Consider the following 23,761-nt stretch of genomic DNA (forward strand, 5'->3'; position numbering starts at 1 on the left):
CTATTAACAAGTGGATAAAGACAGTTAATAAATGGCTTTTTCACATTCAATTGTATTCATATGTTAACTGTTTTTTTATAATCTTTGATATCAGGGGGTTATCGGAATGAAACTAGAATCCCTTATTAAAAATACGTTTAATTTAAAAGACGATATAAATGTTTTGGATACACACGGTCCTGGACAACTGGATGGATGGGATTCATTAGGGAATATGCGTTTATTCATTGCAATAGAAAAAACATATCAAATATCAATAGCCTTTGAAGAAATAATGATAATTAAAACGGTTTTAGATATAAAAAAGCTTTTAGGAAATAAAGGAGTGGAGGTATCTTGAAAGAACCACTTACTGTAATACAAGCGATATACATTCATTCAAAACATAATCCGCATAAAGTGGCTTTAATTAAAGGAGAGAAGACAATAACTTACTGTGAACTTTATAAGAATATAGTATCGGCGTCATTATTCCTTACAAGTATTGGAGTCTACCCAGGAGCTAAGATTGTTCTTTCGGCTTCTAATTCACTTTCTTTTATATATGGATATTTTGCAACTCATTTATTGGGAGCAATATCGGTACCCATTGATCCCAATATTACAAAGGACAATTTCGATTACATTATACGCACTGTTCTGCCTCAAGCTATTTTTATGTCACAACCAATTTCAAACTCAAGGTCAATTGAAGATCTTGTTGTTGAACAAACACCTAAAATAAGGGATAAGCAAAATTTTCCTGATTGTGATACTGTTGCTGATATCATGTTTACTACAGGCACGACAGGTAAACCCAAAGGTGTTGTCCTAACTCATAGCAGTATTATTTCCACTGCCAAAAATATTAATATGTTTATTGGTAATGGAGCAGAAGATGTTGAAGTTGTACCTCTTCCTTTAAGTCATTCTTTTGGTCTAGGAAGGTTACGATGCAATATGTTAAGCGGGTCAACATTGATAATAACAGATGGTTTTTTGGACCTTCAATCCATTATTATGGCTATCAACAAGTGGAATGCCACCGGTTTCAGCTCCGTTCCTACCGGCTTGTCTCTTTTATTTAATATGATGGGTGATCGAGCAGGCGAATTACTAAGGAATCTTAATTATATAGAAATTGGCAGTTCTCCAATGACCGTTGACTTTAAGAAAGAGTTAATGCGTTTACTGCCGACTACACGTATTTGTATGCATTATGGTCTAACGGAAGCTTCGCGATCAGCATTTATTGAGTTTCATTCTTCTTCAAAAGATCTTGATTCCATTGGAAAACCTGTCGGCTCCATCAAGATGGAGATTTTAGATGATAAGGGCAACATTCTACCGGATAACAAAGTTGGGCATATTGCGATTCAAGGAAGTAACGTAATGAAGGAATATTTTAATAACGATCGATTAACTAAGGAATCTTTTGTAGATGGTTGGTTTTTGACAGGAGATATGGGTTTCAAAAACAAAGAAGGATTCTTTTATCTATTTGGCAGAAAAACGGATATCATTAATGTTGGAGGAAGAAAGGTCTCTCCTGCAGAAGTGGAAGAAGCATTAATAAAACACCCTCATATTCTTGATTGTGCTTGTATAGGTGTAGCAGATCCTGACGGCTTCTCAGGAGAAGTTGTTAAAGCCTGTTTGGTTGGAGATTCCGAAAAAATTTCAGTGAAAGAAATCGCCTATTTTTTAAAAGGGAAAATTGAATCCTATAAGATACCACAAATATTCGAATGGGTTGATAGTATTCCTAAGACAAACTCCGGGAAAATAAAAAGATATCTATTGAAAAAATGACAAAAGTAAAGACACTACCCTAACACGGTCAGTGTCTTTATATTTGTATATCAATCAAGTAAGGGCATTTTATCGGATGTTATAAAATGGATTTCATAAAGCTTAAAAATTTTTGATGTGGAATGGCATAATTACCTGAGACATGCTCTCCATCTTTTACATTACTAATCACAACCGAACCCAGATGGATGTTTGAATGATCTCCGATTGTTATTCGGTTACTTATACATGCGCTTGGTCCTATCCATGCATGATCTCCAATAACAGCCCTTCCTGCTATAACAACATTTGACGCGATCAAAGTTCCTTCCCCGATTCGTACGGAATGACCTATTTGTACTAAATTATGGATTTTAGTTTGATCCTGAATTAGGGTTGTCTCTCGATATAATCCCTTATCAATACATGAGGAGTACCCGATCTCAACTTCATGTCCGATTTCTACTCTTCCCGCATGGCGAACCGTTAAAATGTCATTGCTCCCACGGATATGTTGAAATCCTTCTGAACCTATCACTGCCCCTGCCCTTATAATGCTTCCCCGTCTTATAGTCACATTATCTAAAATGACAGCCTTAGGCTCAATGATAACATCATCCTCAATTACAACACCAATATTGGATATATAGGCGGTGGGATCGATCAGCGCTTTTGCCGATATTTGCGGCAACTTACTTCCAAAATTATAAAAATCGGTCATTTTAGCTAGAAAATTGTGTGTTTTAAAAAACAACATTCTAGGATCAGGGTGGACGATCCAACTTGTTGAAGGGTATTCGTCCATAAAAAATTTATGATTTTGTGAGATGATGATAGCCGCTACATTTGGATTACGTATTGCACGATTGATCTGAAAATCTTTTTCAGCAAAAGTGAGACAATTCGGCAAAGTAGAATCAAGGGGGCCTAAGTTATCTATTTCGCAATCTTTACTTACATAATTTTTTAGTGATTCAATTTCTGATAGCCACATACTTCACTACCTCTTTATTCTAACATTAATTTTTCTTATTCTCTTTAATAAAGTCTTTGATATATTGAACAAATTGTTTCGCTCGAACATTATTTGTATGATACTTCTGAACAAATTTATATCCTTTTTTCGAAATTCTTCTTCGTTCATCCCTATTTTCTTTATAATACATTGCTTTTTCCAAAAAATTACTTTTATTACATGCTACAAAATGCACCCCATCCTTAAAACCCAATTCATAAATATCTTGATTGGCCTCTGCTAATAGTAATGTATTGCATGCAAGTGCCTCAAAAAACTTTAATACAGGAATTTTAAATTCACTTCCGCAGGTGAAAAACATTTTTGAACGATTTAGTTCTTTTGCGTATTTGATATCAACATAAAGATCTTTATTAAACGCAACCCTATGACCTGGGTGAGGCCGGAATACAAACCCCTTTACATTTTGCATTTTTTTCAAAACAGATTCTCGAAAAGGATATCTGCCTTCACGAGTTTTTGATTTGTTTAGTTCCCTAGATTTATGAAAAACCTGCCCCATTAGTAAATAGGTTATATCTTTTTTTAGTTTCCAGTCTTTCATTATTTCAGGATTAATTGAGAAGGGCAGCCATCTTAGTTTGTTTGAATATTGCGGAAACACTTCGATAAAACGTTGTTTGGATCTAGAAAAAATTATATCAATTTTATTGGATTCAATATATTCTATCCGTGTTTCTTTTGAATAATGTTTATCCAAAACAAAACAACCTTTGGGAATATCCACCTGATCAAGACCGGTAATTCGAGGGGCAAACGCATAGCCCCAAGCGATATCATAATGAACGATACAATCAGGTTGAAAATTTAACTTTTTTAAGATTTCTAAAATATTCCCATCTTCATACCAATATCGAACGGTTGCGAATTTTTCGATTTCTCTTATCGATTCAAATTTTTGTTTATGCTTTGCATACATAGTATCAAAAGGTTTGATAAGAAAAAGTATTTTTAATTTATCCATATTTACACCTCAGTAAATTTTGATCATACAATCGGCTTTATCTTCCTCTCGCTTACATATGCATTAATTGGTCTAGCATATTCATTAATACCGTGCGTTGCGACGGCGTTTGGCAATATATGCTAACCACCCTATCCTCTGGTCATATCGATCAAGCTAAATAGGTAGGTTCACTCACAACAGTGTGAGCTCATTATTTCAGCTTCATTTGAAGTGTGGAGAATTCATCCAGCGGCAATTGTTGAATTTCGGATTTAGTGGCAGACGAATACAAGGCGAAGATAAGTTCCAACGAACGTCTGCTCTCCTCAAGGGTAACCAGATCCCCGCTATGCTTCCCTTGACAAGCGTCGATCATTACTCGATACATAGACACATGTTCATCTTTGTCTTGCAACAGCAATAATGCCTCTTCTTCTGCGTGGGGGTAGCCCTCTATATACCACCGGTCTATTCGCTCCATCTTCGACCCGCTAATACTGATCGTTCCCTTATCTCCCAGCAAAAACAGTGATTGCTCCAAATTTTCTGGCGGCGTTACCGAGTTGGCTTCAATTATAGCTTGAGTACCGTTCGGAAACATCATGAGGCCAATCGCTACATCCTCCGTTTCCTTAGTAGTACGATTATGAGAATATAATCCACCGTAAATTTGAGAAGGCATACCGATATTCCATTGTAATAGATCTATGGCGTGGATACCTTGATTAAGGAGCATCCCACCATCGTGCTCCCAAGTCCCTCTCCACGGCGCAAGCTGAAAATAATGGGCAGGACGAAAAATTCTCAACTTCACGGATGCTGTTACTATTTTTCCTAAAGCTCCTGTAGCAATAAGTTCTTTTATTTTTTTGAACAATGGACGATAACGCAATTGATGGCACACTTGCACAATTCGTTTCCGCTGAGCGGCAAGCTGTATCAATTCATCCACTTCCTGTAAGGAAAGAGCTGCCGGTTTCTCAAGCACAATATGCTTATTAGCTTGCAGCGCTGCTTTAGCTATTGCAGCATGCGTTCCGGATATCGTGGCAATGACGACAATGGCTATCGAAGGATCGGCAAGCAACTCCTCATAATCGCTATACTTAATAATGCTTTCATTCTCTCCCCGTTTCAAAAACCATAAGTCAGCGAGCTCCTTCATCTGGGCTGTATTGACGTCGCACAGGGCAACCAGCTTTGCTTCCGGAAAGCGCGCAATCGATTCAATATGTTTCACTGCAATCGATCCACAACCTATCAGGCCAATCGAAATAACAGTCATTTATTTTTTCCCCCTGTAGTTTTGTAGTAATGAAATGATGACATCCTGTTCTGCCACAGATAAGAAAGGATGAAGGGGGATTGCGAATAATTGTTTCGACAGCTGTTCAGCGACCGGGAAGTCTCCTTGTTGGTACCCCAGAGAGGTATACGCCTTTTGTAAATGAAGCGGGCAAGGATAGTAGATGCCGGTCTGAACTTCTGCTTTTCGCAACATTGCTGTAATCTGCTCTCTTTCATCTGATCCGATACAATATAGATGATATACGCTTCGAGCACCATTCATCTCAAAGGGCAATTTTAAATACGGTAGATTGTTTAGGGACAAGTGATAACGAGCCGCCAAAGTTCGCCGCTTCGTATTCCAATTATCAACATGATTGATAGCTGTGAGCAGGGTGAGTGCATGGAGCTCGTCAAGCCGAGAGTTGTAGCCAATAGTATCATGATAATACTTTTTAGAGCTGCCATGATGACGAAGTTGACGTATGGTCGAAGCCAATTCCGGGTCTGAAGTAACGATGATGCCGCCGTCTCCCATCGCACCTAAATTTTTCGTAGGGAAAAAGGAGAAACAAGCAATATCCGATAAGCTTCCGACCTGTTTGCTATTGAATGTAGCGCCAAACGCTTGGCATGCGTCTTCAATAACTTTAAGACCGTTTTTTTTTGCTAATTGATTAATACTAGCCATGTCGGCAGGCTGGCCAAAGAGATGAACAGGAAGGATCGCTTTCGTACGGGGAGTGATAAGTGCTTCAATTTGATTAGGGTCGATATTATAAGTGAAAGGATCGACATCTGCGAATACTGGTACTGCCCCTCTTCGAGAAATGGCCTCCGCTGTCGCGAAAAAGGTAAAAGGGGTTGTAATCACTTCATCTCCTTCGCCAATTCCGCAAGCATCGAGAGTAAGAACGAGAGCATCGGTTCCATTGGCTACACCAATTGCATAGGAAGTTCCTGTCTTCTCAGCAACTTGCTCTTCCAGTAAGGCGACATATTGTCCCATCGTGTATGAACCACTGTCAATAAAAGTACCCCATTTGAGGAGCAATTCTTCCTTGATGGAACTAAATTGCCGGGCCAAATCAGATAGCAATAACATAATATTCACCTCCTTCTTTTTTTTTAGATGTTTTTACGTCCCTCCATTCTAGGATTCGCATTTCTAGTATCAAAAACTAGGTATGAGTGTTTTACAACATGATTATAAGAAATATTGGAATGAGCGATTAAAATGATCGTGCAGTCCGCATGCTTCATATTGGACGAAGTAAGCGGCATGTAAGGAAGGCACCTCCACCGTCACGCATTTTTTACCAAAGGGACCGAATAAGGAAATTTTGGTTCCCATCCGCTGCAAGATTTCAATGATTATCAGGGCAGAAAATTCTCTTATATCATTCGCATATTCTTTTGCTTCCCATGGTAGATAGAACGGATCAACAGGAATACAATGACCACCAATACCCACTCCGGGATAATCAAGGTAATTCCGAATGGCTTGATACTTGCTATATTGATAACTTCCCACAGCTTCACATTCAAATAAGGGGTTATTCCATGACAGCAGACAGTACATCACGCACAACCTGTAACAAGTATCACGGCATATCACCTCCCCATTGAAAAACCTAAGTCAGTATATGACTTCCGTATTTCTTGTGTAACGGCATACGTATATTTTGTAAGGAGATTATGTTTACCCAGTCCAGTCTTAGTTCATAAACATATAAAGATATTGGCGGAAAAATGCGACGAATTTTTTTTGAGAGGAGGTAATCTGGGATGAAAGTACTCCATCTTCCGGTTGGCAGACAAATGATTGAAATGTGCAATGCGGTGCGTCAAATCGGAGTCGATGCTACCTCGTGTCACTTCAGGGAGCGCAGTGTTCTGATACAAACTGATCAATGCCTCCACCTGGAGCGATTGAGCGGTTCGGAAAGGAAAAGGCAGCGGGAGAAATTTCTTGTGGAGGCCGTTAAACATTATGACGTTTTTCATTTCCATTTTGGCGAAACATTCTTCAAGGATAGGTCCGATCTGGCCTTTTTAAAGAGTCATGGTAAAAAATTGGTCGTTCAGCATCGAGGTTCTGATGTGCGTATGCTGTCAATCGCCCGAAGCTTCGATAATCCGTTTGTCCGTGTAAAAAGCGGACGTAGAAGAGAAGAAAAAAACATCATTCATAAGTTAAACGAGCTGTCGAAATATATCGATCACGCCATAGTCGCTGACTACGAACTTTTCCCCTATATAGAAAAGTACTACAAGCATACTCACGTTCTTAGACAATTTATTACATTAGATAAATTCAATCCCGTCTATCCTTCCAAAAAGAACGATAAGCCTTTAATTATTCACGCGCCGACTAATACCTATTTGAAGGGTACGGAGTATGTTCTAGAGGCCATCGAACGACTTCGAAAAAAAAAAATCCCGTTCGATTTTCGTTTAATCGAAAATGTGACCCACGAGGAAGCCATCCACAGTTATCGTAGGGCTGACATCATCATCGATCAGCTTCTTCAAGGTTCGTTCGGCGTTTTCGGACTTGAAGGTATGGCACTGGGGAAACCGGTAGTGTGTTTTATCCGTGACGATCTGAAAAGGAAATACCCACCGTCTTTACCGATTGTCAACGCCAATCCGACAACCTGTTATGATGTGCTTAAGCACCTTATCAAAAGACCTCTTTTACGACACTCTATAGGATTGGCAGGCAGAAAATATGTGGAAAAGTATTACGATTCGCGGAATTTGGCGGAGGAATTGAAGTTAATCTATACCGAATTATAAAAATTCTGGTTATGAAAAATAGATAGACACCCCGTATCCAATCTTTTCGTCGTTGAATACTATAGCATAATTCAACTGCAAAGGTGGGATTATCGTGTACCGTACAATTGCCGTGATTGGTCTTGGATATGTCGGACTTCCACTCGCTCTTACATTCTCCCAAGAAGGGTACCGAGTTGTAGGAGTAGACCTTGACATGGAAAAGGTTCAGTCTATACGGCTAGGCAAAAGCTATGTGGTTGATATACAAAATGATACTCTTGCAACTGAGGTAGTTTCGGGGAATTTTACCGCTACGAATGATTATCGTGTTATAGGCGAAGCTGACGTTATCGTTGTCTGTGTCCCAACTCCTCTTAATGAAGAAAATATCCCTGACCTAAGCTTTTTAGTTACAGCTGGCAATGAAATAAATAAACACATTCGAAAAGAGCAATTAATCATTCTGGAAAGCTCTACTTATCCAGGGACTACAAGAGAATTGCTATTGCCACTTCTGGAACAAGAAGGGCTGAAAGTTGGCAAAGATTTTTACCTTGGTTATTCCCCAGAACGAATTGATCCTGGCAATCAGAGTTATCCGTTTAAGACAATTCCCAAAATTATTAGCGGTGTAACCGAAGCCTGTGCTCAAAAGGTCTATGAGTTATACAGCAGAATATTTGATCAAGTCGTTGCAGTATCCTCTACAGAAGCTGCAGAGTTAGCAAAATTATTGGAGAACACATATCGCTATGTAAATATTTCATTTATAAACGAGTTCGCCACCCTGTGTGATTTTATGAAAATCGACGCTTGGGAGGTAATCGAAGCAGCCGGTTCGAAACCATATGGTTTTTCGAAATTTTCACCTGGTCCTGGCGTTGGTGGGCACTGTATACCAGTTGATCCTTTATACCTTCTATGGAAAGTACAGGATGGCGGGCTAAGCAGTTCCTTTATTGAATTGTCTGTAGACATTAATAGTAAAATGCCTGCATATATCGCTTCACAAATTAAAGCACATCTTCCCTCCTCAACTTTGAAGGGTGCACGGATATTAATTATAGGAATCACTTACAAAAAAGACATTAATGATATACGGGGGTCTGCTGCCCTTGAGATTATGCGCGAATTAAACCATAAAGGATGTTCTCTCGATTATCATGATCCATTTGTACCACAGATTACTTTAGATGGATCGGTATACCGTAGTATAGATCTTTCCAAGGCTAATCTCGTTAATACGGATTGCGTTATTATTGCTACTGATCATTCCCAGTTGCCAGTAGAATCCATTTTACAACATGCCCCATTAATATATGATACCCGGAATATAACCCAAGGTTTAAGTGGTAAAGCCAAAGTTGTCCGCTTAGGCGGGGGAAGGTAAGAAGAACATCAATGTAATATAACAAACCGCTCGTTTCCGTTAGGAAACGAGCGGTTTTGATTAACGTTACATAATCTAATCATACTTTTTATTTAAGTATACCTTTTAACATACACGGGGTCTCGATGATTTTTGTTTACTCTCTTATAAGTTCAGACATGGAAGACGGAGCACTTTGGAGGCTTTATCGTCTAGCACACTGTGGAGTCAATGTCGGCATTGAATGAGCAGGAGCTTTCCTCAGTTTCAACGCAGCATCAACAGATAATATACTAATTCCCGTTGCCTTCTGACTTCGTAATGAAAAGTTTTGCTCGCGGCTTTTGGAGACTGATTCAATTCTTAGGTAAAAATGTAGTACAAGCACTATCCCCCATTACAAAGATTATGCAGATAACAAACATCCGTAACAAAAAAAGACAGCGAATAGTTTCGCTGTCTCAAAACGTGCAAGAAGGTTGGACAATATTAAAATAGACCACGGACAAATTATTCATCGGTCTCCTCCATAAGCAGACGTTCTGCCAAAATAGCTGGTTTCTCCAATCGCTCTTGAATTAAAGGCCAATTCTCCTTTGTTGCCGTATGGATGACCATATCATAAGAAACATTTTTTATGGTTAAACCGCCGTGTTCGATCCCTGTACGGGGCAGTCCACAATTGTCATGAAAAGACACGACGCTTGCATTGTCAATTACCGTGTTGGAATAAACACTGGACAAACCCAAAATATCAAATGCGATATGAAATATAAGCCAAACGCTGGCTGGCGCAGCCGGAATCAAAGGGGAAATGATCCATCTTCCCCAATTGCCGGCTTGACCATCAATATCATAGATCGCGATGGTTCCGATCGGCACTCCCGAGAGAAGCTCAATGCAGAAGTAATAATCGCCCTCTCTATGAAAATATTCTTTCAACCATGCTTCATGCACAGCATAACGAGAGTCGATCTCTCCGATGTACTTCGATAACTCAGGGGACCTTCTTAGCTTGAAAATAAATTCGGCGTCGTCCATCGTAATCGGTCTTAATCGAATGCCGAAACGTTCAACGGTGATGTTGTGGTTCACGACTTCACCTCAATGATCCTGGCGATGTCATCCAAGCTTTGAATACCCGCTACTTCCCTGATGGAAAAGCGAACATCGAACTGCTCTTCAAGGCGAAGAATGAGCTCCATATGCTTTAAAGAATCCCAATTCGGCAATTCTTCCCGCCTAGGATTACCATGAGGCGGTATTGGTATGTTCAACACCTCGGATAAGATCGACCCAATTTGTTTGCGTATTTCCGTCATCGATTTACCTCCACTCTGGCAGGATGGTTCCCGCAAGCAGCTTTTACACGTGCATAGAGATCCCTAAGCGGCAGCTGTTCCGGCGAGCCCTCAACAAAACGCTTTATCCAGTCCAAGGCGGGGGCATTCCGCGGCCCCTGGGACATCTCAATGTGGATACGCTGCACTCCGCGATCCATCAATTTCTCCAAGATCCAGGCAAAGGCTACCGTTTCAATGTCACGTCCAAGCGCCCTGCAGCTAAAAAGCGTCTCGATGAGATGCGCTTGTTCGCCATTCAACCTGCATACAAAGGTGCCGATAATTCCGCTGTCTGACAGTATATCCGATAGGCCAACCGTAATCGTAACGTATTTGGAGGCGTCCATAACGTCATTTGCTTCATTTTCTGTCATACGCCTTAGAGCCAGGTTAAACTGATTTGTTTTATGACTTAGATCATACAGCCGCTTGACATGGGAAGCTTCATTCTCATAAATGGTAATGACCATGTTCAAGCTGTCTAAATAGGAATGGTAATCCGATGCTGTTTGCCTGATCTTCTCTCTTGCCTGATTGGCCTGGATATCCGTTGTTCGGGATACGGCAATGTCATCCCGGTGAAGTTGATACAATCCGGGAAAATGACATAAACCCAGCATCGTTTCTTCACCGTTTCGTTTGGCACGGAGAAGGCGTACCTCCGGTAGTGCTGCAGCCATCTTCACCAATTCCGCCGGATTGTCATCCACAAACAAGAAGGCAGACGGATCGATATTCAGTATTTGAGAGAGCCGATTCAGATTCTCTGCTTTTGTCTGCCAATTTGCACGAACAGCGGCAAAATCGTCCCATCTCAGCGGAAAATCGGTGCGTGCATTGAACAGTGCTTTAACATCTTCCTCCTCATTGCGGCTGCATAAGGTAAGCATTATTCCGGATTGTTTTAGTTGAAGCAGCAGCCTTTGCAACCGATGATGGCCTTCCGTTAACGTTACCCCTTCAGCTCCTTCTTCTCCCAGGACTCCGTGATATAGCGTATCATCTAGATCCAGTGCAATCGCTTTAAGCCTCGGAACCAAGGAAGCGGGCAAGAGCTGGACGCCAAGGTGACGGGAAATAATCGTTGTTGCCTGATTGGAAAATGGGTAGTTGCTGATTTCTTCGTTCCGATAATCATAGAAGGTTTCGGTGCCTTCATGGGCCAATTGGGCTAAATCGATCAGAACACAGCCCGTGTTGTTCTCAACCGCCCCCAACAAAAACGAATTTAACTTTCGGAACCATCCACGGTCGCTGGCACGGAAGCTGAGCACCCTATCGGCATCTTCCAAGGACTCCGGCCAGTTATTTATCCAGATCGGTTTATCCGTTACCATTCGCAGTTTAACGATCCGTTCATTCAGCCATTGTGCAGCTTCTTGTGCACTCATAGAGCGGGCGTAAATCCGCCAATCTAACCAGATGATATATACATCCGCCTGAGCTTCCCCTCCAATACCGGGCAGAGCGCTATCATAATCCGAGTAATCAAAACAGACATCAGCCTCCCATAATCCGCAAAACGGAGACATCAAATTGGCAACAAACTCAAAGGGCATCGTTCTGTCAACTCGTATTCGGAAGGTTCGAATGCTTGGAAGCTTCGGGCTTCCTGCAATCCGACTCCTGGAGGGAAGGGAGCACAGCAGAGAATCCGCTAAATCTAAACGGGTTAACACATGATTCATTCCTATACCTCCCTCCTGTTTTCAGAGCTTTGACCTGGCCATCATGCCAATGTTTCTGAAACTCCCGGATCCTATCCACTAAGCCATTGGCATTAATATAACCCGAGCTCTTTACCCCACACATTGATTCTTTCTAAATAATGATCTAATAAATGAACCGTCTTCAGATCCTCCACGCCCCAAAAAAGCTGCTGGAACAAGCTGCGTTCCAAAACGCGCTGCAAATAGGCCATTTTGTACAACGTAACCGGGTCCGTATCGAACCGGATTCCATATTTGAGCATTTCTGCGGCATATAAAGGCGCACAGCGTTCAATTACGGCATATTCGTCGCCTCTCCAGTCCTTGCGGTATGCAAAAAACACACCCATTAAATTAAACATATCGAACCAGCAAGGTGAGAAACGTGCACCTTCCCAATCGATAAACTTAATGTTCCAGTTCTCTTCGGCTACATTGTGGCAGCCGATATTCGGTGTTTGCAGATCATTGTGAATGATGCTTTTACCTGCCTGCAGAAGCTCGGGAAAATAAATAGGTCCCTTTTGTAACATGGTACGGACATTAACGTAGCTGGACTCCAGCCTCGCCTTTAATTCGGGACGTTCCATTGCCTTATCCAGATACTCTATAGTTTTTTGATGCGTCTTCTGGCGTTCTTGCGTTGAAATGGGGGAATCGTAAAGCGGGAGCCATTCCTCGAATGTTTCCCAATGACTATAAAAATTGTCGTTATAGGTTAGCGCGTGAAGTTTCGCCAAGGAAGGGATAATCCGGTCGAAATAATCAGGTGTAAAGATAACCTGACCCTTTACTTGAGGGACGAACTCCATGAACACCCATACATCATCACCATTCATACCTTCCACGATCAGATATATGTTAGGTATCAGATCCGATAAAATATGGGTTGCTTTTCGGTACATGTTTAACTCGATAAGTTTCTGTTCGTTCACGGGTGCTTTGAATATCTTTAAAATCATTGGATATTTTTGTCCGTTTGCCGTAATTTCGAGTTTCCAGATTGCACTCTTGAATGTTTCTTTCAAACACTCCATATTTCCGTCGTTCAAAACAACGGAAGATCCGAAATGTTTTGCAATCTGATCAGCGCATCCAAGCTCCCGCCACTTCAGACTTATATCGTTAAGAGGCGGGTTTGCCAATAAGGCTTGTGCATCCTCAAGCCCTTTATTATATCCATCTTCTTTTCCCTTTTTAAATCCATCCGCACGACCTTGCTCGAACCCTTCCGAATTTCCTGTTTTCACCATATCCGCGATCCTCCACTCCGTATTCCTTTTATATCCTATGTGGAGGACCTCCGACATGACATTAAAAAAACGCGATTTAACATTCCGTATACGCGATTTTACATCCTGCGAATAATTGGATCTTTATGCGGAAGGGCGCTGGATAAACATTGTAAAGCAGCGCAAAATAACCCGCAGAACACGCGGGTTAACCGTGTAGTATTCAACTTCGTATTCATAGGACCGAATGTTTCTAGCGCTAATAAAGCTCCAAATTTTTTCCTAAAACCTTGATTTTTTCTAAATACGCCGGCAGCAGCTTCGCCTCTTTTTTTCCGGTAACAGCCCAATTCAGCTGCAGATACAGTCCTTTCTCGAGTATTCGTTTTACAAATGCCATCTGATACAGTTTTAGTGGATCCGTATTAAAGATAACTCCGTGCTTTCTCATCTCATTCGAATATAATTGAACGCAGCGGCGGGTTATATCCTCTTCCTGATCCCCCCATTCTCGGCGGTATGCCAAGAAAACCCCGATCAAATTGACGAGATCAAACCAGCACGGGGCATATTTTGCGCCCTCCCAATCAATAAACTTGATTTTCCACGACTTCTCCTTAACATTGTTGGTCGCTATGTTTGCAGTGTGAAGATCTCCATGGATAATACAGCAGCCTTCATGAACGACCTCCGGGAAGTAATCAGGCCCTCTCTGCAGCAGGCCCTTCACGAGTGAGTAGTATGGATTAATCATATCTTTCAACTTGCTGTTTTTCATCGCTTCATCTAAATAAAATAAGGTTAACTTATTTATGTTTTTTCTTTCTTGTCTCATAACATTGGAATTATATCGAGGCAGCCAATCACCGAATAGTCCCTCAAATTGTATAAATCGTTCATCCATCGTAGAAGAGTGGAGCTTCGCTAATGTCGGAATGATTTTGTCAAAATGATCCGGATTATACTGAACTCGCCCTTTAAGAGGCTCAATGTATTCCATGAACACCCACAAATCGCGACCGTTCATATTTCGTTTGGTCTTATAGACTAGTGGCATGAACGGTTGAAGCACTTTTTTTCCTTTACGGTATATATTTTTCTCAACCCTGCTTTCCGGCCGGTCTTTTTTGAGCGCTTTCGAAATTTTAAGAATGACGGGAACGCGCTTTTGGTCATGTTCGATTTCAAGCTTCCATATGCTGCTTTTGTAGGAGTCTTTTAGGCATTCCATTTTCCGATGATTAAGCTTTACTCCCTTGCTAAAATATGGTTTGAATGATTCGGCAAATCCCATCTTACGCCATGTTCTTCGAATGAATCGCTTGTCTATGTTATGCGTTTGACCCACTTGCCCTCACTCCATTTTCATTTTTAACCATACTATGTCGAAAATAGATACTTGTCACTTTCATGCGCCTACCAACAAAAAGTATCTACGATCTATATAATTGGTAAGATGATAAAAGTGAATAACAAAGAGCGGTCCTCTTAGCAATATGAGTGATTATGCCCGAGAAGATCGCCCTATCTGTAATCATGGAGCTGTAGCAACAATATTCCCATCTTCATAACCTTTCGCAAATCCGGCTTTAAAATCTTCCATGTAGGAATGATCATACCCTTTGTCATGGATTTGGTGGGATAAAGGCCGGGATCTGCCGGCCTCAGACCTGGAGCTGTAGCGGCCACCGGCTCGATGGCGCTTGACTGGCTTGCCATGGCGGCGTTTAGTACCTGATGACTTCAGGCTTCTCAGCCCTTTGGCGAATGACTTCTTCCGTGCCATGGGTGAAGCCTTACGATGATTCCTGACCGTTAATGCCGTGTTCATGCCGAATCCTCCTGCAAGGTTCAATTCGTAGCTTCTAACCCGGCCTCATTGTAAAACAGCTGGCACTCGGATGTTATCCAGGGCGATGCCGGACAGCCTAATTTGTACCGATTTAACGGAATGCCTGTCAACATTTCAGCCATCACGGATTGATAGCCGACAAGCAGCCGAATATTCTCCGCAAGCGTGCGCGCGGTTGTTTCAGAATGTGCCGTAACCTCTGCGATACTTTCCAAAATACTTGCCAGCGCTTGCTGACTTCTAGCAATGGATGATACCATAGCAATCTTGGCCTCATGTTCCCGTTGTATGCGCGCGATCATGAGTCCGTATCTCCGAAATCGAATGCATCAAATCCCATGGCATCATCTTGTTCAGCATCCGTTCCGAGAATAATCCGCAGATTTCGGCACAGACCGGAGCCTATTTTCGTCAAGCCCTCGATTTGCTCGACAATTTGCTCGTGAATGGATAACGAATCCTTCAACTCTCCCTTGGAACGAGGATATTGAGTCAAGACCCATTGACAAACCTTTTCGGCTTCTACCGCTTTCCCTTGAAGAATGAGATAGGTATTATATTGAATAGTCACGGATGCATCGAGAATCCGCATGAACGATTCCTCTTTACTCACATACATTCCCCCTTAACCAACGAAGTCGGATCCCATTATTCTTCGCCTTGCTCGTTCGCTCTAAGCTCTTTCATTACGATTTCCAAACTGTCTGCCGATGTTTGTTGCAGGTCGGCCATGGCGTTCAAATAAGCAGCAATGCTGCTATTGACTTGTTCCACCTGGGATCCTGACGACCGGCCACCTAATAATTGTCCCCCTAACGATGGTCCTCCTAACGATGATCCTCCTCGTGAATTCGGTTCTTCGGAGGCTTGGATTTCATGATTCGGTAAGGAATGTATAATTTGAGCCATGCGGACTGCTGCATGACGCTGAGCTTCTAGAATGCGCGCTAATTGCTGCTGGGAGTGCGATAGGTATTCGACCATATCATCTATTTTTTTCTCCACGACATAACTCTCCTTCGCTCATCATATTTTTCAACATATGCTTCGACAAGCTTCCTGGTGCCATGAATAATGCCATCCTTCGAATCAAGTGAATAGATCCTTAGCCGGCAGCATCGTTCTATATTGCTGCGGAACTCGCCCTAACCATTCGCTTATGCTTTCCTGTATTGATGGAAGCCCCTCATCTAGTCCTCCAACCTCCGTTAACAGCTCGGGGCGGAACAGAGCACAGCACGCATTTAACCGGTTATGGATATCCGCTTCGTCCCCGGGTACGGGGGTTCCTGACTGTGAAAAACTAACGCAAACCGTTTTGATAGCGGGTGCATGTTCCAGCTCATCCATCAGACCGCCGATCCAGTTATCCATAACAGGTGTACAGCCATATAGAATAACTAACTTCTTCCCATGTGCAGCACGAAGTGCCTTATTAAGAACAACCGCTATGCCTTGACCACTACTCTCCATAATGTGTCGTACCGCTCCGATCCGGCCGCGCACATATTGCCTGGTTCCTTCCGAGGAGCCGGCATCAGCTATGAGCAGCTCATATGGATGCGGCGTTAAGGCTTCGATTCTTCTAATCTTGCCAATGGCATCTTCGTTTGGATCATGAATGGGAATGATGATGCTGATGCCCTCAAATGAGGATGCTCCGTTTTTTTGTCCGTGTTGAACGCCATAAGAATAGCCAACGATAAATCCATCCTTCCGTCCTTCAACCGGATCAGCTTTGGGAAGAGTCGCCGATAAAGATGTCCGTATGCGAGTGCCGCGTCTCTTCATCGTAAAAAGTCCTTCATATACATTCCGCCTCCCGTTTCTCATCACTGCGTGAGGACCGAATAATCATTTGGCAATTCATTTCTATTGTATGTTGACTTTCTCGCTTCGTGACGGCATCCACAGGGACCATTCCATTCTCTAAACGTATGATCATCTTCCATATGTAAACAACACTTGATTGGAGTAACATGTTCGTGTAAATGAGAGTCATTCGGAGAACTATATTCACTCCTGCGGATGATCGCACTAAGGCTCTTCCGGAACGGCATCTTCATCATGTTGACGAATGGGATCCCCCTGGTTACAAAAAGGATGGGTGGAATCTCGCTTCCCCCATCCTTCTCCTCCATTATGTTGCCATCCGGCCTATTGAGATCCAGTACAGCCAGCCTTCTGAGATCACGATGCCTGCCGGCCGCGTAATTCCGATGGCCACCTCCGCATGCTGCCGTTTTCGAATGCCAGCTTGAAACACCGGATCGCTGCACGATGCCACCACTACATAATGTTCATCTTGATAGGAGGTCTGAAGCGGTATTGTAATTTCGATCGTTTCTTGTTCATCAGAAAAGATGAAGGGGAAATATCCAAACTGCTGAAGTAAAGGCATATCAGGAATCCCTTGAACCGGATTAAAGGAAAGATGACTCGGTTGAACCGATTCAAGCGCTAGTTTGGAAGAAATAATGGATTCGGATGACAGATGAATACTGTGTACGGCATAATCCTCAATCGCTTCACTTCTTACGCTGCGATGCTGCAGATGGGAAGCACTGATTACATCATCAGCCAACGCGTGATCCATCACATCATTCTCTAAATCTGACCACTTGCCGGAAGTTCCTCTGATGGCTATCTTCTTATTATAGCCATCGTACCGCCGAAAGGGCCTTCCCCTTCTTATCCTGGTGATCCTTCTGGCTTTGTTCACTGTCAGCTCTCTCCTCTGCTTCTAATCGTTACCTTCATCCTATTCAAGAGAAGGGGCTACTGCCACAGTCGGTTAGATGGTTTGCATCAGGCTAGCCCATCGTTCTGCCGTATGATCCCATCTGAAACGCTGACGCACCGTTTCACGGCCAGCCATCCCGATTCGGGTACGCAGATTCTCGTCCTGAAGCAATCCGTTAATCCGTTCGGCAAGCCCGCCAGGAAAATCATCCCTTTGAACCAGGTAGCCCGTCACGCCGTTCTCCACGATCTCCGGGATACCGCCTGCATTCGCAGCGATGACGGGAACTCCTGCAGCCATGGCTTCCACGTTCACGAGCCCAAAGGCTTCCCTCGGCGCTGAGGGAACAACCACAATATCGGCAAGCGAGTACCAGTCTGCAATTGCCGGATAAGGGATAAAGGGGCGGAAAAATACCCATTGGGTATAAGGACCGGCCGTTCTTTTCAGTTCCCGTACATATGCGGTTTCCCGATCGGATCCGTAGGCTGCACTCCCGATGATAAGCAAAAGAACATCCGGATGCTTGTCAATGATATGAGGCAATGCGGCAATCAGATGGTGAACCCCTTTGTCAGGGATGAGCCGTCCCGCAAACAGAATGATTCGCCGTCCGCTCCAGCCGTAATGAGCAAGCTTTGCCTCTCTTAGTGCCTTGGCAGCAGGACTGAAAGCAGGAGTAAAATGATCAAGACTCACACCAAGATGATTAATCGTGATCTTTTCCAGAAGCCCAGCATGTTTTGAAGTGATATCCTCCAGCAGGAAACGGCTGTTCACCACAATGCCGTCCATCCAGCGAGCAATGGCCCCAAAACGCTGCTCGCTCATATACGGAGGCGAAATAAATGTATTGGAGTGAAGATTCAATACGATTTTCACATCCGGCAGATGCATTTTGAGGCGCTGCGCCAGCAGCGGCCGATTGTGAACTTCGATAATATCCGGTCTCCACTTCTGAAGCCTCCGCAGCAAGGAAGGATAATAATTCGTTCCAGATGGCAGGCGGTAGCACGGAACGCCGTTGATCGTGTCTTTTGAAGGGAGCCCTTTTCCCAGTACTCCGAATATGCGCACATCCATGGCACCCTGCGCTAATGGAATGGTCTGCTCTACTACCCGCTCGACGGAGCTGCTCCTCCCCGATGGAATGACAAACGATCCCGGCGTCACGACCGCCACCTTCCGCAAACCCATAACTCCACATCCTTCTCACATCTTATCTATATGAAAAACACCTACTGATATATCAAAGGTTCCCCCTTGACACGTAGTGTTTCGTTGCCATATCCAAAATGCGCATACCTGTTCATTTGTATGGTTAGATACCTTAACATATACCGAATCAGGGCCTGTTGGTGACTAATTCCCGACAAAGAATAGGCCAACCACGGGCGACACCCGTCCATCCGGGACAATCATCCTCACGCATACGATATGGTACAAAGACTACAGGATTATGGTGACAAGGAGGGTGACCATGCATCTGGAATATGTCGGCATTCTGCTCAACAACAATACGTATCGCAGAATTTCCAGCGGGAGAATCGGCACTGAATCACTGGCCAACTACGAAGAAGCTGCTGCCATGAATGGGTTGGTTCCTTGTTTTTTTACAATCCATCATATTTCACTAGAGACTGGAAAGGTGACTGGTTTTGTTCCGGCTCCAGCTGGATATTCGCAAGTGCATATTCCCATCCCACGCGTTATTCATATGCGGGCTATTTATCATAAAAAACAGGAGCAGGCGCTGATTGATCAACTGATCAAGCGCGGGGTATTCGTTTATAACGGGCGTACGCGTTACGGTAAAAACGTTATACATCATATGCTGGAACAGGACCAGGGGATATTACCATCCCTGCCTCATACGGTAGAAGCTACCCCTGCCTCGATTCGCTCCATGCTGAGCCAGCACGGGGATCTCGTTCTAAAACCATGCAATGGAAGCATCGGGGTTGGTATCATGCGCTTAAAAGGTAACTCTTTACGCAGTCAATTCACTTACTCCCGCTCATCCCCATCGGCTAAAGGTTGGAGAACGGTTACCTTGCCGCCCGGAAAGCTCCATCCTCTGATCTATCAGCGGATTAGGCAAGCTCCATTCGTTGTACAGCAGCGCATACCGCTTGCCGAATATGATGACCGCCCCTTTGATATCCGAGTTACCGTTCAGCGCGGGGGAAGCGGACGCTGGGAAGTCGCCGGCATGTTCGCCAAAACATCGGCTCCACGAACGTTTGTCTCCAACATTGCTCAAGGCGGCTCAGCCTATCGGGTCCCGGACATACTCGCCCGCTGCATGCCTGACTTGCCTGTAGGACTTACCATCGAACGAATTGCTGAGTTTTCCCTCCATGTCGCCAAGACGCTGTCCTTGTATATTCCGTACGCAGCTGATTTTGGAATGGATGTCGGCATTACCGAGAATGGAAAGATCTATTTCATTGAATGCAATGGCTGCGATCAACGTTATGGATTTCGGGAAGCCGGAATGGAGGAAGTTTGGAAATACTCATACTACAATCCGATGGCTTTTGCCCGGTATCTTTATGATAACGGGGTCTGGCCGCATTATTGAATGAAAAAACCAGCCTCCCCCTGAGAACGGGAGAGGCTGGTTCATGACGATTTTAATGGGGAACCTGGGATTTGAAATCCCCTTTACTGGATTGATCCGCATGGTAAAATACGACATCCCCATCCAGCAGGGTAAATCTTTTGCCATACGGATCGGTATAGGTTCGGCTGTACCCTTCAAGCTGCCACTGATTCATGAGCGGTGCATGAATGTATTGCAGATGGGGCTTGGCCGTATTGCCCTCCCGGATCGTCTCGATGTTGAAATTGACCACGATATACCCCTTCTTCAGAAATACAGAGGACTTCTCGTCCAATCGGTTACTCCGCCCATAAGCCGCCAGATCCGTTCCTTTCTTCACCACGTAGACGTCGGAGGGAAGGCTGTATTCACCGTACCAGCGCTGAACAGCGGCGTTGGCCCGCTCTCCGTCAACGGAGGTTGGCAGCCCCGACTTTGGCCCAATCAATGTTCGAATGCCGGAAGGCAGCAGCATCCAGTCGAGCCGACCTACCCAGGTCTTGCTCTTGCTGATCTTCTCCATATACTGCTTCGCGTAGGCCGCCGGGGACATTCCCGCCGGTGCCCCACCGTGGTTGTATAGATACGAAGCGGTATCCTGCAGTTCCTCTTGGGGTACATTGCGCAGCCTTTCATTCAGAATGACGTAACGCTTCTCCGTATCCTGCGGGGAACCGATTCGAATGAACTTCCGGTTTCCACTGTGGTAATACAGATCGACAGGCTGACGTCCGCTGCCGTCTTTATCCACGAAATAAAAGCTCGGCGTAACCGAAATGCCGTCCTGCGCCCCGAACATATTGCCCTTCGTCTTCAAATCGAATTTGAAGTGGTATCCTGTCTTCACGGCCGCATTCTTATACCCCTGTGCCGGATGCTTGCCCGGAGCGATGGGAAGCGTATAAGGCAGCGCGTTCCCCCGGGCCTCGCCGTCAATGCCGCGGAGTCCTGTCCAATAGGACGCCCCGCTTGGTGACGCATTCCCTTTTTGTTTGCGGAAGACCGTCTCCCAGTTATAATCGGCAATATCCGTGATATGAAAATCATACACGCGCCCGATCACTTCCACAGGTTCTATATCCGTAGCCACATGGTGGGATAAATTCGTGTTGGCATCGGGCTGCGTCGTATAGTCGGGCGGCGCGTTCTCCGCAATCGTACGGAAGTACACCTGGTAATCGCCCTCATCTACCCACACCGGCAGAAAAAACTCCGTGTCCAGCTGTGCCGTCGGGATCGTGATCCAAGTGTCTTTGGGATAGAAGATGCGCTTGTCGCTGCTGTACACATCGAACGGAAAATAAACCTGCTTCGATCTTACATACTTCGCATAGTCCCGGTTTCCGTATCCCTGAATGTTCCGATGCTGGCCTGAGGTAGGGATGCGTACCGTAAACGGCCGATCCAAGATGAAGGCGGACCGATTCGGATTGGGGGTCGTCTTCTGGTTGTGGGCCTGATCATCCGTTACGGAGGAATAGTTGACGACCGGGGTGTGGACCGTGACGGTGTTTATGGCGTTGACCGGGAACGATTGAGGGGACCCGCCATTAATGTTGCCCGGGATGAGCTCGTAATCAATCGTACCGGTGCTCGCCGTGTTCGCTTTATTCAACAGCGTACTGCTGATAAGATAGTTTCTGCCGTACAATACGTCTCTTTGAATCGTCGCTGCCGGAGGGATAATCCCTGGTGATGGCGCCGCTCCCTGTGCCCAGCTGTCACTCATGACGGTAGATCCGTTAAACAGGACTTTGTCGTTTCTTACCTGGTTTTGGCCCACGGCCGACTCGGCTGCGGACGTAAAATCCGTTGTCGGCACCGCCGGCCTGCTTGAACCGCCTGAAACGGTTTCCGTCCCTAAATCCACTTCTTCGCATGAAGCAGGCTCCACATGATCGTCAAGACTCGCGCTGTGATCGGACGTAAGAACGGGAGGTGTGTAACCGGCCGGAGTGAGGCTCACCGAACCGCTTGGCAAAGCATAGTTGCTGACAGTCGTTTTGGACAGCTTATAAACCTCCAGGTTATCGATTTGCCAGTAGGAGTACGGCCTCGTTATCGTCACCTGTTCTTCTACCGGAACCTCTTCTTCCATAGGTTCATCGGGCGTGCCGGGATCATCCGGTCCTGAGCTTGGCGTTCCCGGGATCGTCCAGGTGAGAAGGTATGTTTTTTTGACGGGAACGGTGTAGGTGATCTCCCCCGTCATGTTCGCCCATTGGTTCTTGTACAGATAATTGAGGCCAAACACATTGACGTACAGGGATTCCGAAGTCGGTATCCCGTCAAGAACATCAAACTTTTCTGAATCCCGGTTATCCGCCTTAATGACGCCCGTTGCCACGGGGTCCATTACCGTGTGCGAAGTAACAGTTCCCTTTCTCGCAGCACCGATTTGGATCCCGCATGTGTTGGGCGGGCCGCCTGAGCCTCCATCTCCACCGCCGCCGCCTCCTCCGTTATTTCCGCACGATGACCCTGTCCCGACCTGTATCATGGCATCGTCGGTTTCGTCCAAGGCTTGGGCCGTGTCCTTAAAATGAGCCGTAATCGTCGCTTGCCCCGTCGTTGCCACGGCTGTAACCACACCGGAAGCGTTCACGGACATGATGCTGTTATCCGAGCTTCGCCAAGTCAACTTATCGTGTCTTTGCAGATTATATGTACTTCCGTCTACCTTCGTTAATTTCGCTGTAAGTTGAAAGGTACCGGCCGGTGGAACACAGGTGGGGCCGGTAATTTCCAGGCTTGATGTTCCATCTGCAAAGGTGGCTCGGAGGAGTTTGTCTTTGTACATATAAGTGTAGGAATCAAAGTCTACAAAGAATTTGGAGAAGTACCAGACCTGCTTGGCTCCTGGATTAGCCCAATATTTATTATAGTCATCATTATTGAAGGATTGACTATAGTACATTCTAATACTATCTAAACTAATAACCTCAGCCACTTGTCCGACTAATGTACTTGGATCTGTTGTTCCTGAAGATCCATGTACATCTGGTATCGTAGATTGTCGATCTACTCTTGTGTTAGATGATTTAATTTCACTTGTATCAATTGCTCCGTTACGAATCCAAGTCCC

23 protein-coding genes are annotated in these 23,761 nt (G+C 44.4%); 5 read left to right on the forward strand and 18 right to left on the reverse strand.

The genetic code is table 11. The features are described from left to right. Positions 1-106 precede the first annotated feature (106 nt). Both JNUCC32_RS18165 and JNUCC32_RS18170 read left to right on the forward strand, forming a co-directional pair. A complete protein-coding gene (locus JNUCC32_RS18165) occupies positions 107-340 on the forward strand; it encodes an acyl carrier protein (RefSeq protein ID WP_192569362.1) in 234 nt (77 codons plus the stop codon). After that, on the forward strand, positions 337-1,791 hold the full coding sequence (locus tag JNUCC32_RS18170) for a class I adenylate-forming enzyme family protein (RefSeq protein ID WP_192569363.1): 1,455 nt from the start codon (positions 337-339) through the stop codon (positions 1,789-1,791). The genes JNUCC32_RS18165 and JNUCC32_RS18170 overlap by 4 nt, the downstream gene beginning before the upstream one ends. Positions 1,792-1,870: 79 nt before the next feature. Here the strand turns inward: JNUCC32_RS18170 and JNUCC32_RS18175 are convergent, their stop codons facing one another. From JNUCC32_RS18175 to JNUCC32_RS18195, 5 genes are all read right to left on the reverse strand, one after another. Next, positions 1,871-2,764 carry a UDP-3-O-(3-hydroxymyristoyl)glucosamine N-acyltransferase gene (locus JNUCC32_RS18175; RefSeq protein ID WP_192569364.1) on the reverse strand — a complete coding sequence of 298 codons (894 nt, stop codon included), beginning with the start codon at positions 2,762-2,764 and terminating at the stop codon, positions 1,871-1,873. A gap of 25 nt (positions 2,765-2,789) precedes the next feature. Beyond that, the gene (locus JNUCC32_RS18180) at positions 2,790-3,770 is read right to left on the reverse strand and encodes a glycosyltransferase (protein ID WP_192569365.1); all 981 of its coding nucleotides are present in this window, start codon (positions 3,768-3,770) and stop codon (positions 2,790-2,792) included. 193 nt (positions 3,771-3,963) lie between these two features. Beyond that, entirely contained in the window at positions 3,964-5,037 is a 1,074-nt protein-coding gene (locus tag JNUCC32_RS18185) for a Gfo/Idh/MocA family protein (RefSeq protein WP_192569366.1), read from the reverse strand. Then, positions 5,038-6,144 (reverse strand): DegT/DnrJ/EryC1/StrS family aminotransferase, encoded by a 1,107-nt coding sequence (locus JNUCC32_RS18190; RefSeq protein WP_192569367.1) that lies wholly within the window; start codon positions 6,142-6,144, stop codon positions 5,038-5,040. A 102-nt stretch (positions 6,145-6,246) separates the two neighbouring features. Further along, positions 6,247-6,621 carry a hypothetical protein gene (locus JNUCC32_RS18195; RefSeq protein WP_228468778.1) on the reverse strand — a complete coding sequence of 125 codons (375 nt, stop codon included), beginning with the start codon at positions 6,619-6,621 and terminating at the stop codon, positions 6,247-6,249. A gap of 206 nt (positions 6,622-6,827) precedes the next feature. On the opposite strand from JNUCC32_RS18195, the gene JNUCC32_RS18200 reads away from it, so the two are divergent. Both JNUCC32_RS18200 and JNUCC32_RS18205 read left to right on the forward strand, forming a co-directional pair. After that, on the forward strand, positions 6,828-7,841 hold the full coding sequence (locus JNUCC32_RS18200; RefSeq protein ID WP_192569368.1) for a glycosyltransferase family protein: 1,014 nt from the start codon (positions 6,828-6,830) through the stop codon (positions 7,839-7,841). 94 nt (positions 7,842-7,935) lie between these two features. Next, complete coding sequence (locus JNUCC32_RS18205; RefSeq protein ID WP_192569369.1) at positions 7,936-9,213, forward strand: nucleotide sugar dehydrogenase; 1,278 nt, start codon at positions 7,936-7,938, stop codon at positions 9,211-9,213. 489 nt (positions 9,214-9,702) lie between these two features. On the opposite strand, the gene JNUCC32_RS18210 is transcribed toward JNUCC32_RS18205, so the two are convergent. From JNUCC32_RS18210 to JNUCC32_RS18265, 12 genes are all read right to left on the reverse strand, one after another. Then, the gene (locus tag JNUCC32_RS18210; RefSeq protein WP_192569370.1) at positions 9,703-10,287 is read right to left on the reverse strand and encodes a GNAT family N-acetyltransferase; all 585 of its coding nucleotides are present in this window, start codon (positions 10,285-10,287) and stop codon (positions 9,703-9,705) included. Next, positions 10,284-10,514, reverse strand: coding sequence for an acyl carrier protein (locus JNUCC32_RS18215; protein ID WP_192569371.1), 231 nt, complete (start codon positions 10,512-10,514; stop codon positions 10,284-10,286). The genes JNUCC32_RS18210 and JNUCC32_RS18215 overlap by 4 nt, the downstream gene beginning before the upstream one ends. Continuing rightward, a complete protein-coding gene (locus tag JNUCC32_RS18220) occupies positions 10,511-12,223 on the reverse strand; it encodes an HAD-IIIC family phosphatase (RefSeq protein ID WP_192569372.1) in 1,713 nt (570 codons plus the stop codon). Before JNUCC32_RS18220 ends, JNUCC32_RS18215 begins: the two co-directional genes overlap by 4 nt. Positions 12,224-12,315: 92 nt before the next feature. Then, positions 12,316-13,497: a phosphotransferase gene (locus JNUCC32_RS18225; RefSeq protein WP_192569373.1), complete on the reverse strand. Its 1,182-nt coding sequence runs from the start codon at positions 13,495-13,497 to the stop codon at positions 12,316-12,318. Between the two features lie 238 nt (positions 13,498-13,735). Continuing rightward, the gene (locus JNUCC32_RS18230; protein ID WP_228468779.1) at positions 13,736-14,770 is read right to left on the reverse strand and encodes an aminoglycoside phosphotransferase family protein; all 1,035 of its coding nucleotides are present in this window, start codon (positions 14,768-14,770) and stop codon (positions 13,736-13,738) included. 240 nt (positions 14,771-15,010) lie between these two features. Continuing rightward, entirely contained in the window at positions 15,011-15,307 is a 297-nt protein-coding gene (locus JNUCC32_RS18235; protein ID WP_192569375.1) for a hypothetical protein, read from the reverse strand. A gap of 20 nt (positions 15,308-15,327) precedes the next feature. Then, the gene (locus tag JNUCC32_RS18240) at positions 15,328-15,588 is read right to left on the reverse strand and encodes a hypothetical protein (RefSeq protein ID WP_228468780.1); all 261 of its coding nucleotides are present in this window, start codon (positions 15,586-15,588) and stop codon (positions 15,328-15,330) included. Between the two features lie 38 nt (positions 15,589-15,626). Next, the gene (locus JNUCC32_RS18245) at positions 15,627-15,941 is read right to left on the reverse strand and encodes an alpha-helical endospore appendage domain-containing protein (RefSeq protein WP_009591657.1); all 315 of its coding nucleotides are present in this window, start codon (positions 15,939-15,941) and stop codon (positions 15,627-15,629) included. Between the two features lie 35 nt (positions 15,942-15,976). Continuing rightward, positions 15,977-16,333, reverse strand: a complete 357-nt coding sequence (locus JNUCC32_RS18250; RefSeq protein ID WP_015733939.1) for a hypothetical protein — start codon at positions 16,331-16,333, stop codon at positions 15,977-15,979. An 84-nt stretch (positions 16,334-16,417) separates the two neighbouring features. Next, on the reverse strand, positions 16,418-17,119 hold the full coding sequence (locus JNUCC32_RS18255; protein ID WP_192569377.1) for a glycosyltransferase family 2 protein: 702 nt from the start codon (positions 17,117-17,119) through the stop codon (positions 16,418-16,420). 349 nt (positions 17,120-17,468) lie between these two features. After that, entirely contained in the window at positions 17,469-18,050 is a 582-nt protein-coding gene (locus JNUCC32_RS18260; RefSeq protein ID WP_192569378.1) for a WIAG-tail domain, read from the reverse strand. 72 nt (positions 18,051-18,122) lie between these two features. Beyond that, entirely contained in the window at positions 18,123-19,268 is a 1,146-nt protein-coding gene (locus tag JNUCC32_RS18265; protein ID WP_009591728.1) for a glycosyltransferase family 4 protein, read from the reverse strand. Positions 19,269-19,551: 283 nt separating this feature from the next. On the opposite strand from JNUCC32_RS18265, the gene JNUCC32_RS18270 reads away from it, so the two are divergent. Beyond that, complete coding sequence (locus JNUCC32_RS18270) at positions 19,552-20,655, forward strand: YheC/YheD family endospore coat-associated protein (protein ID WP_096775324.1); 1,104 nt, start codon at positions 19,552-19,554, stop codon at positions 20,653-20,655. A 52-nt stretch (positions 20,656-20,707) separates the two neighbouring features. Here the strand turns inward: JNUCC32_RS18270 and JNUCC32_RS18275 are convergent, their stop codons facing one another. After that, entirely contained in the window at positions 20,708-23,593 is a 2,886-nt protein-coding gene (locus JNUCC32_RS18275; protein WP_192569379.1) for a DUF5704 domain-containing protein, read from the reverse strand. Positions 23,594-23,761: the final 168 nt, after the last annotated feature.

The organism is Paenibacillus sp. JNUCC32 (assembly GCF_014863545.1).
GTDB classification, from domain to species: Bacteria; Bacillota; Bacilli; order Paenibacillales; family Paenibacillaceae; genus Paenibacillus_AQ; species Paenibacillus_AQ lautus_A.

Excerpts from the sequence above, each read along its gene's own strand:
- JNUCC32_RS18165 (WP_192569362.1), top strand. The coding sequence starts at position 107 with ATGAAACTAGAATCCCTTATTAAAAATACGTTTAATTTAAAAGACGAT.
- JNUCC32_RS18175 (WP_192569364.1), bottom strand. The coding sequence starts at position 2,764 with ATGTGGCTATCAGAAATTGAATCACTAAAAAATTATGTAAGTAAAGAT.
- JNUCC32_RS18180 (WP_192569365.1), bottom strand. The coding sequence starts at position 3,770 with ATGGATAAATTAAAAATACTTTTTCTTATCAAACCTTTTGATACTATG.
- JNUCC32_RS18185 (WP_192569366.1), bottom strand. The coding sequence starts at position 5,037 with ATGACTGTTATTTCGATTGGCCTGATAGGTTGTGGATCGATTGCAGTG.
- JNUCC32_RS18190 (WP_192569367.1), bottom strand. The coding sequence starts at position 6,144 with ATGTTATTGCTATCTGATTTGGCCCGGCAATTTAGTTCCATCAAGGAA.
- JNUCC32_RS18195 (WP_228468778.1), bottom strand. The coding sequence starts at position 6,621 with ATGTACTGTCTGCTGTCATGGAATAACCCCTTATTTGAATGTGAAGCT.
- JNUCC32_RS18200 (WP_192569368.1), top strand. The coding sequence starts at position 6,828 with ATGAAAGTACTCCATCTTCCGGTTGGCAGACAAATGATTGAAATGTGC.
- JNUCC32_RS18215 (WP_192569371.1), bottom strand. The coding sequence starts at position 10,514 with ATGACGGAAATACGCAAACAAATTGGGTCGATCTTATCCGAGGTGTTG.
- JNUCC32_RS18220 (WP_192569372.1), bottom strand. The coding sequence starts at position 12,223 with ATGAATCATGTGTTAACCCGTTTAGATTTAGCGGATTCTCTGCTGTGC.
- JNUCC32_RS18225 (WP_192569373.1), bottom strand. The coding sequence starts at position 13,497 with ATGGTGAAAACAGGAAATTCGGAAGGGTTCGAGCAAGGTCGTGCGGAT.
- JNUCC32_RS18230 (WP_228468779.1), bottom strand. The coding sequence starts at position 14,770 with ATGGGATTTGCCGAATCATTCAAACCATATTTTAGCAAGGGAGTAAAG.
- JNUCC32_RS18235 (WP_192569375.1), bottom strand. The coding sequence starts at position 15,307 with ATGAACACGGCATTAACGGTCAGGAATCATCGTAAGGCTTCACCCATG.
- JNUCC32_RS18240 (WP_228468780.1), bottom strand. The coding sequence starts at position 15,588 with ATGGTATCATCCATTGCTAGAAGTCAGCAAGCGCTGGCAAGTATTTTG.
- JNUCC32_RS18255 (WP_192569377.1), bottom strand. The coding sequence starts at position 17,119 with ATGAAGAGACGCGGCACTCGCATACGGACATCTTTATCGGCGACTCTT.
- JNUCC32_RS18265 (WP_009591728.1), bottom strand. The coding sequence starts at position 19,268 with ATGGGTTTGCGGAAGGTGGCGGTCGTGACGCCGGGATCGTTTGTCATT.
- JNUCC32_RS18270 (WP_096775324.1), top strand. The coding sequence starts at position 19,552 with ATGCATCTGGAATATGTCGGCATTCTGCTCAACAACAATACGTATCGC.
- JNUCC32_RS18275 (WP_192569379.1), bottom strand. The coding sequence starts at position 23,593 with ATGTACTATAGTCAATCCTTCAATAATGATGACTATAATAAATATTGG.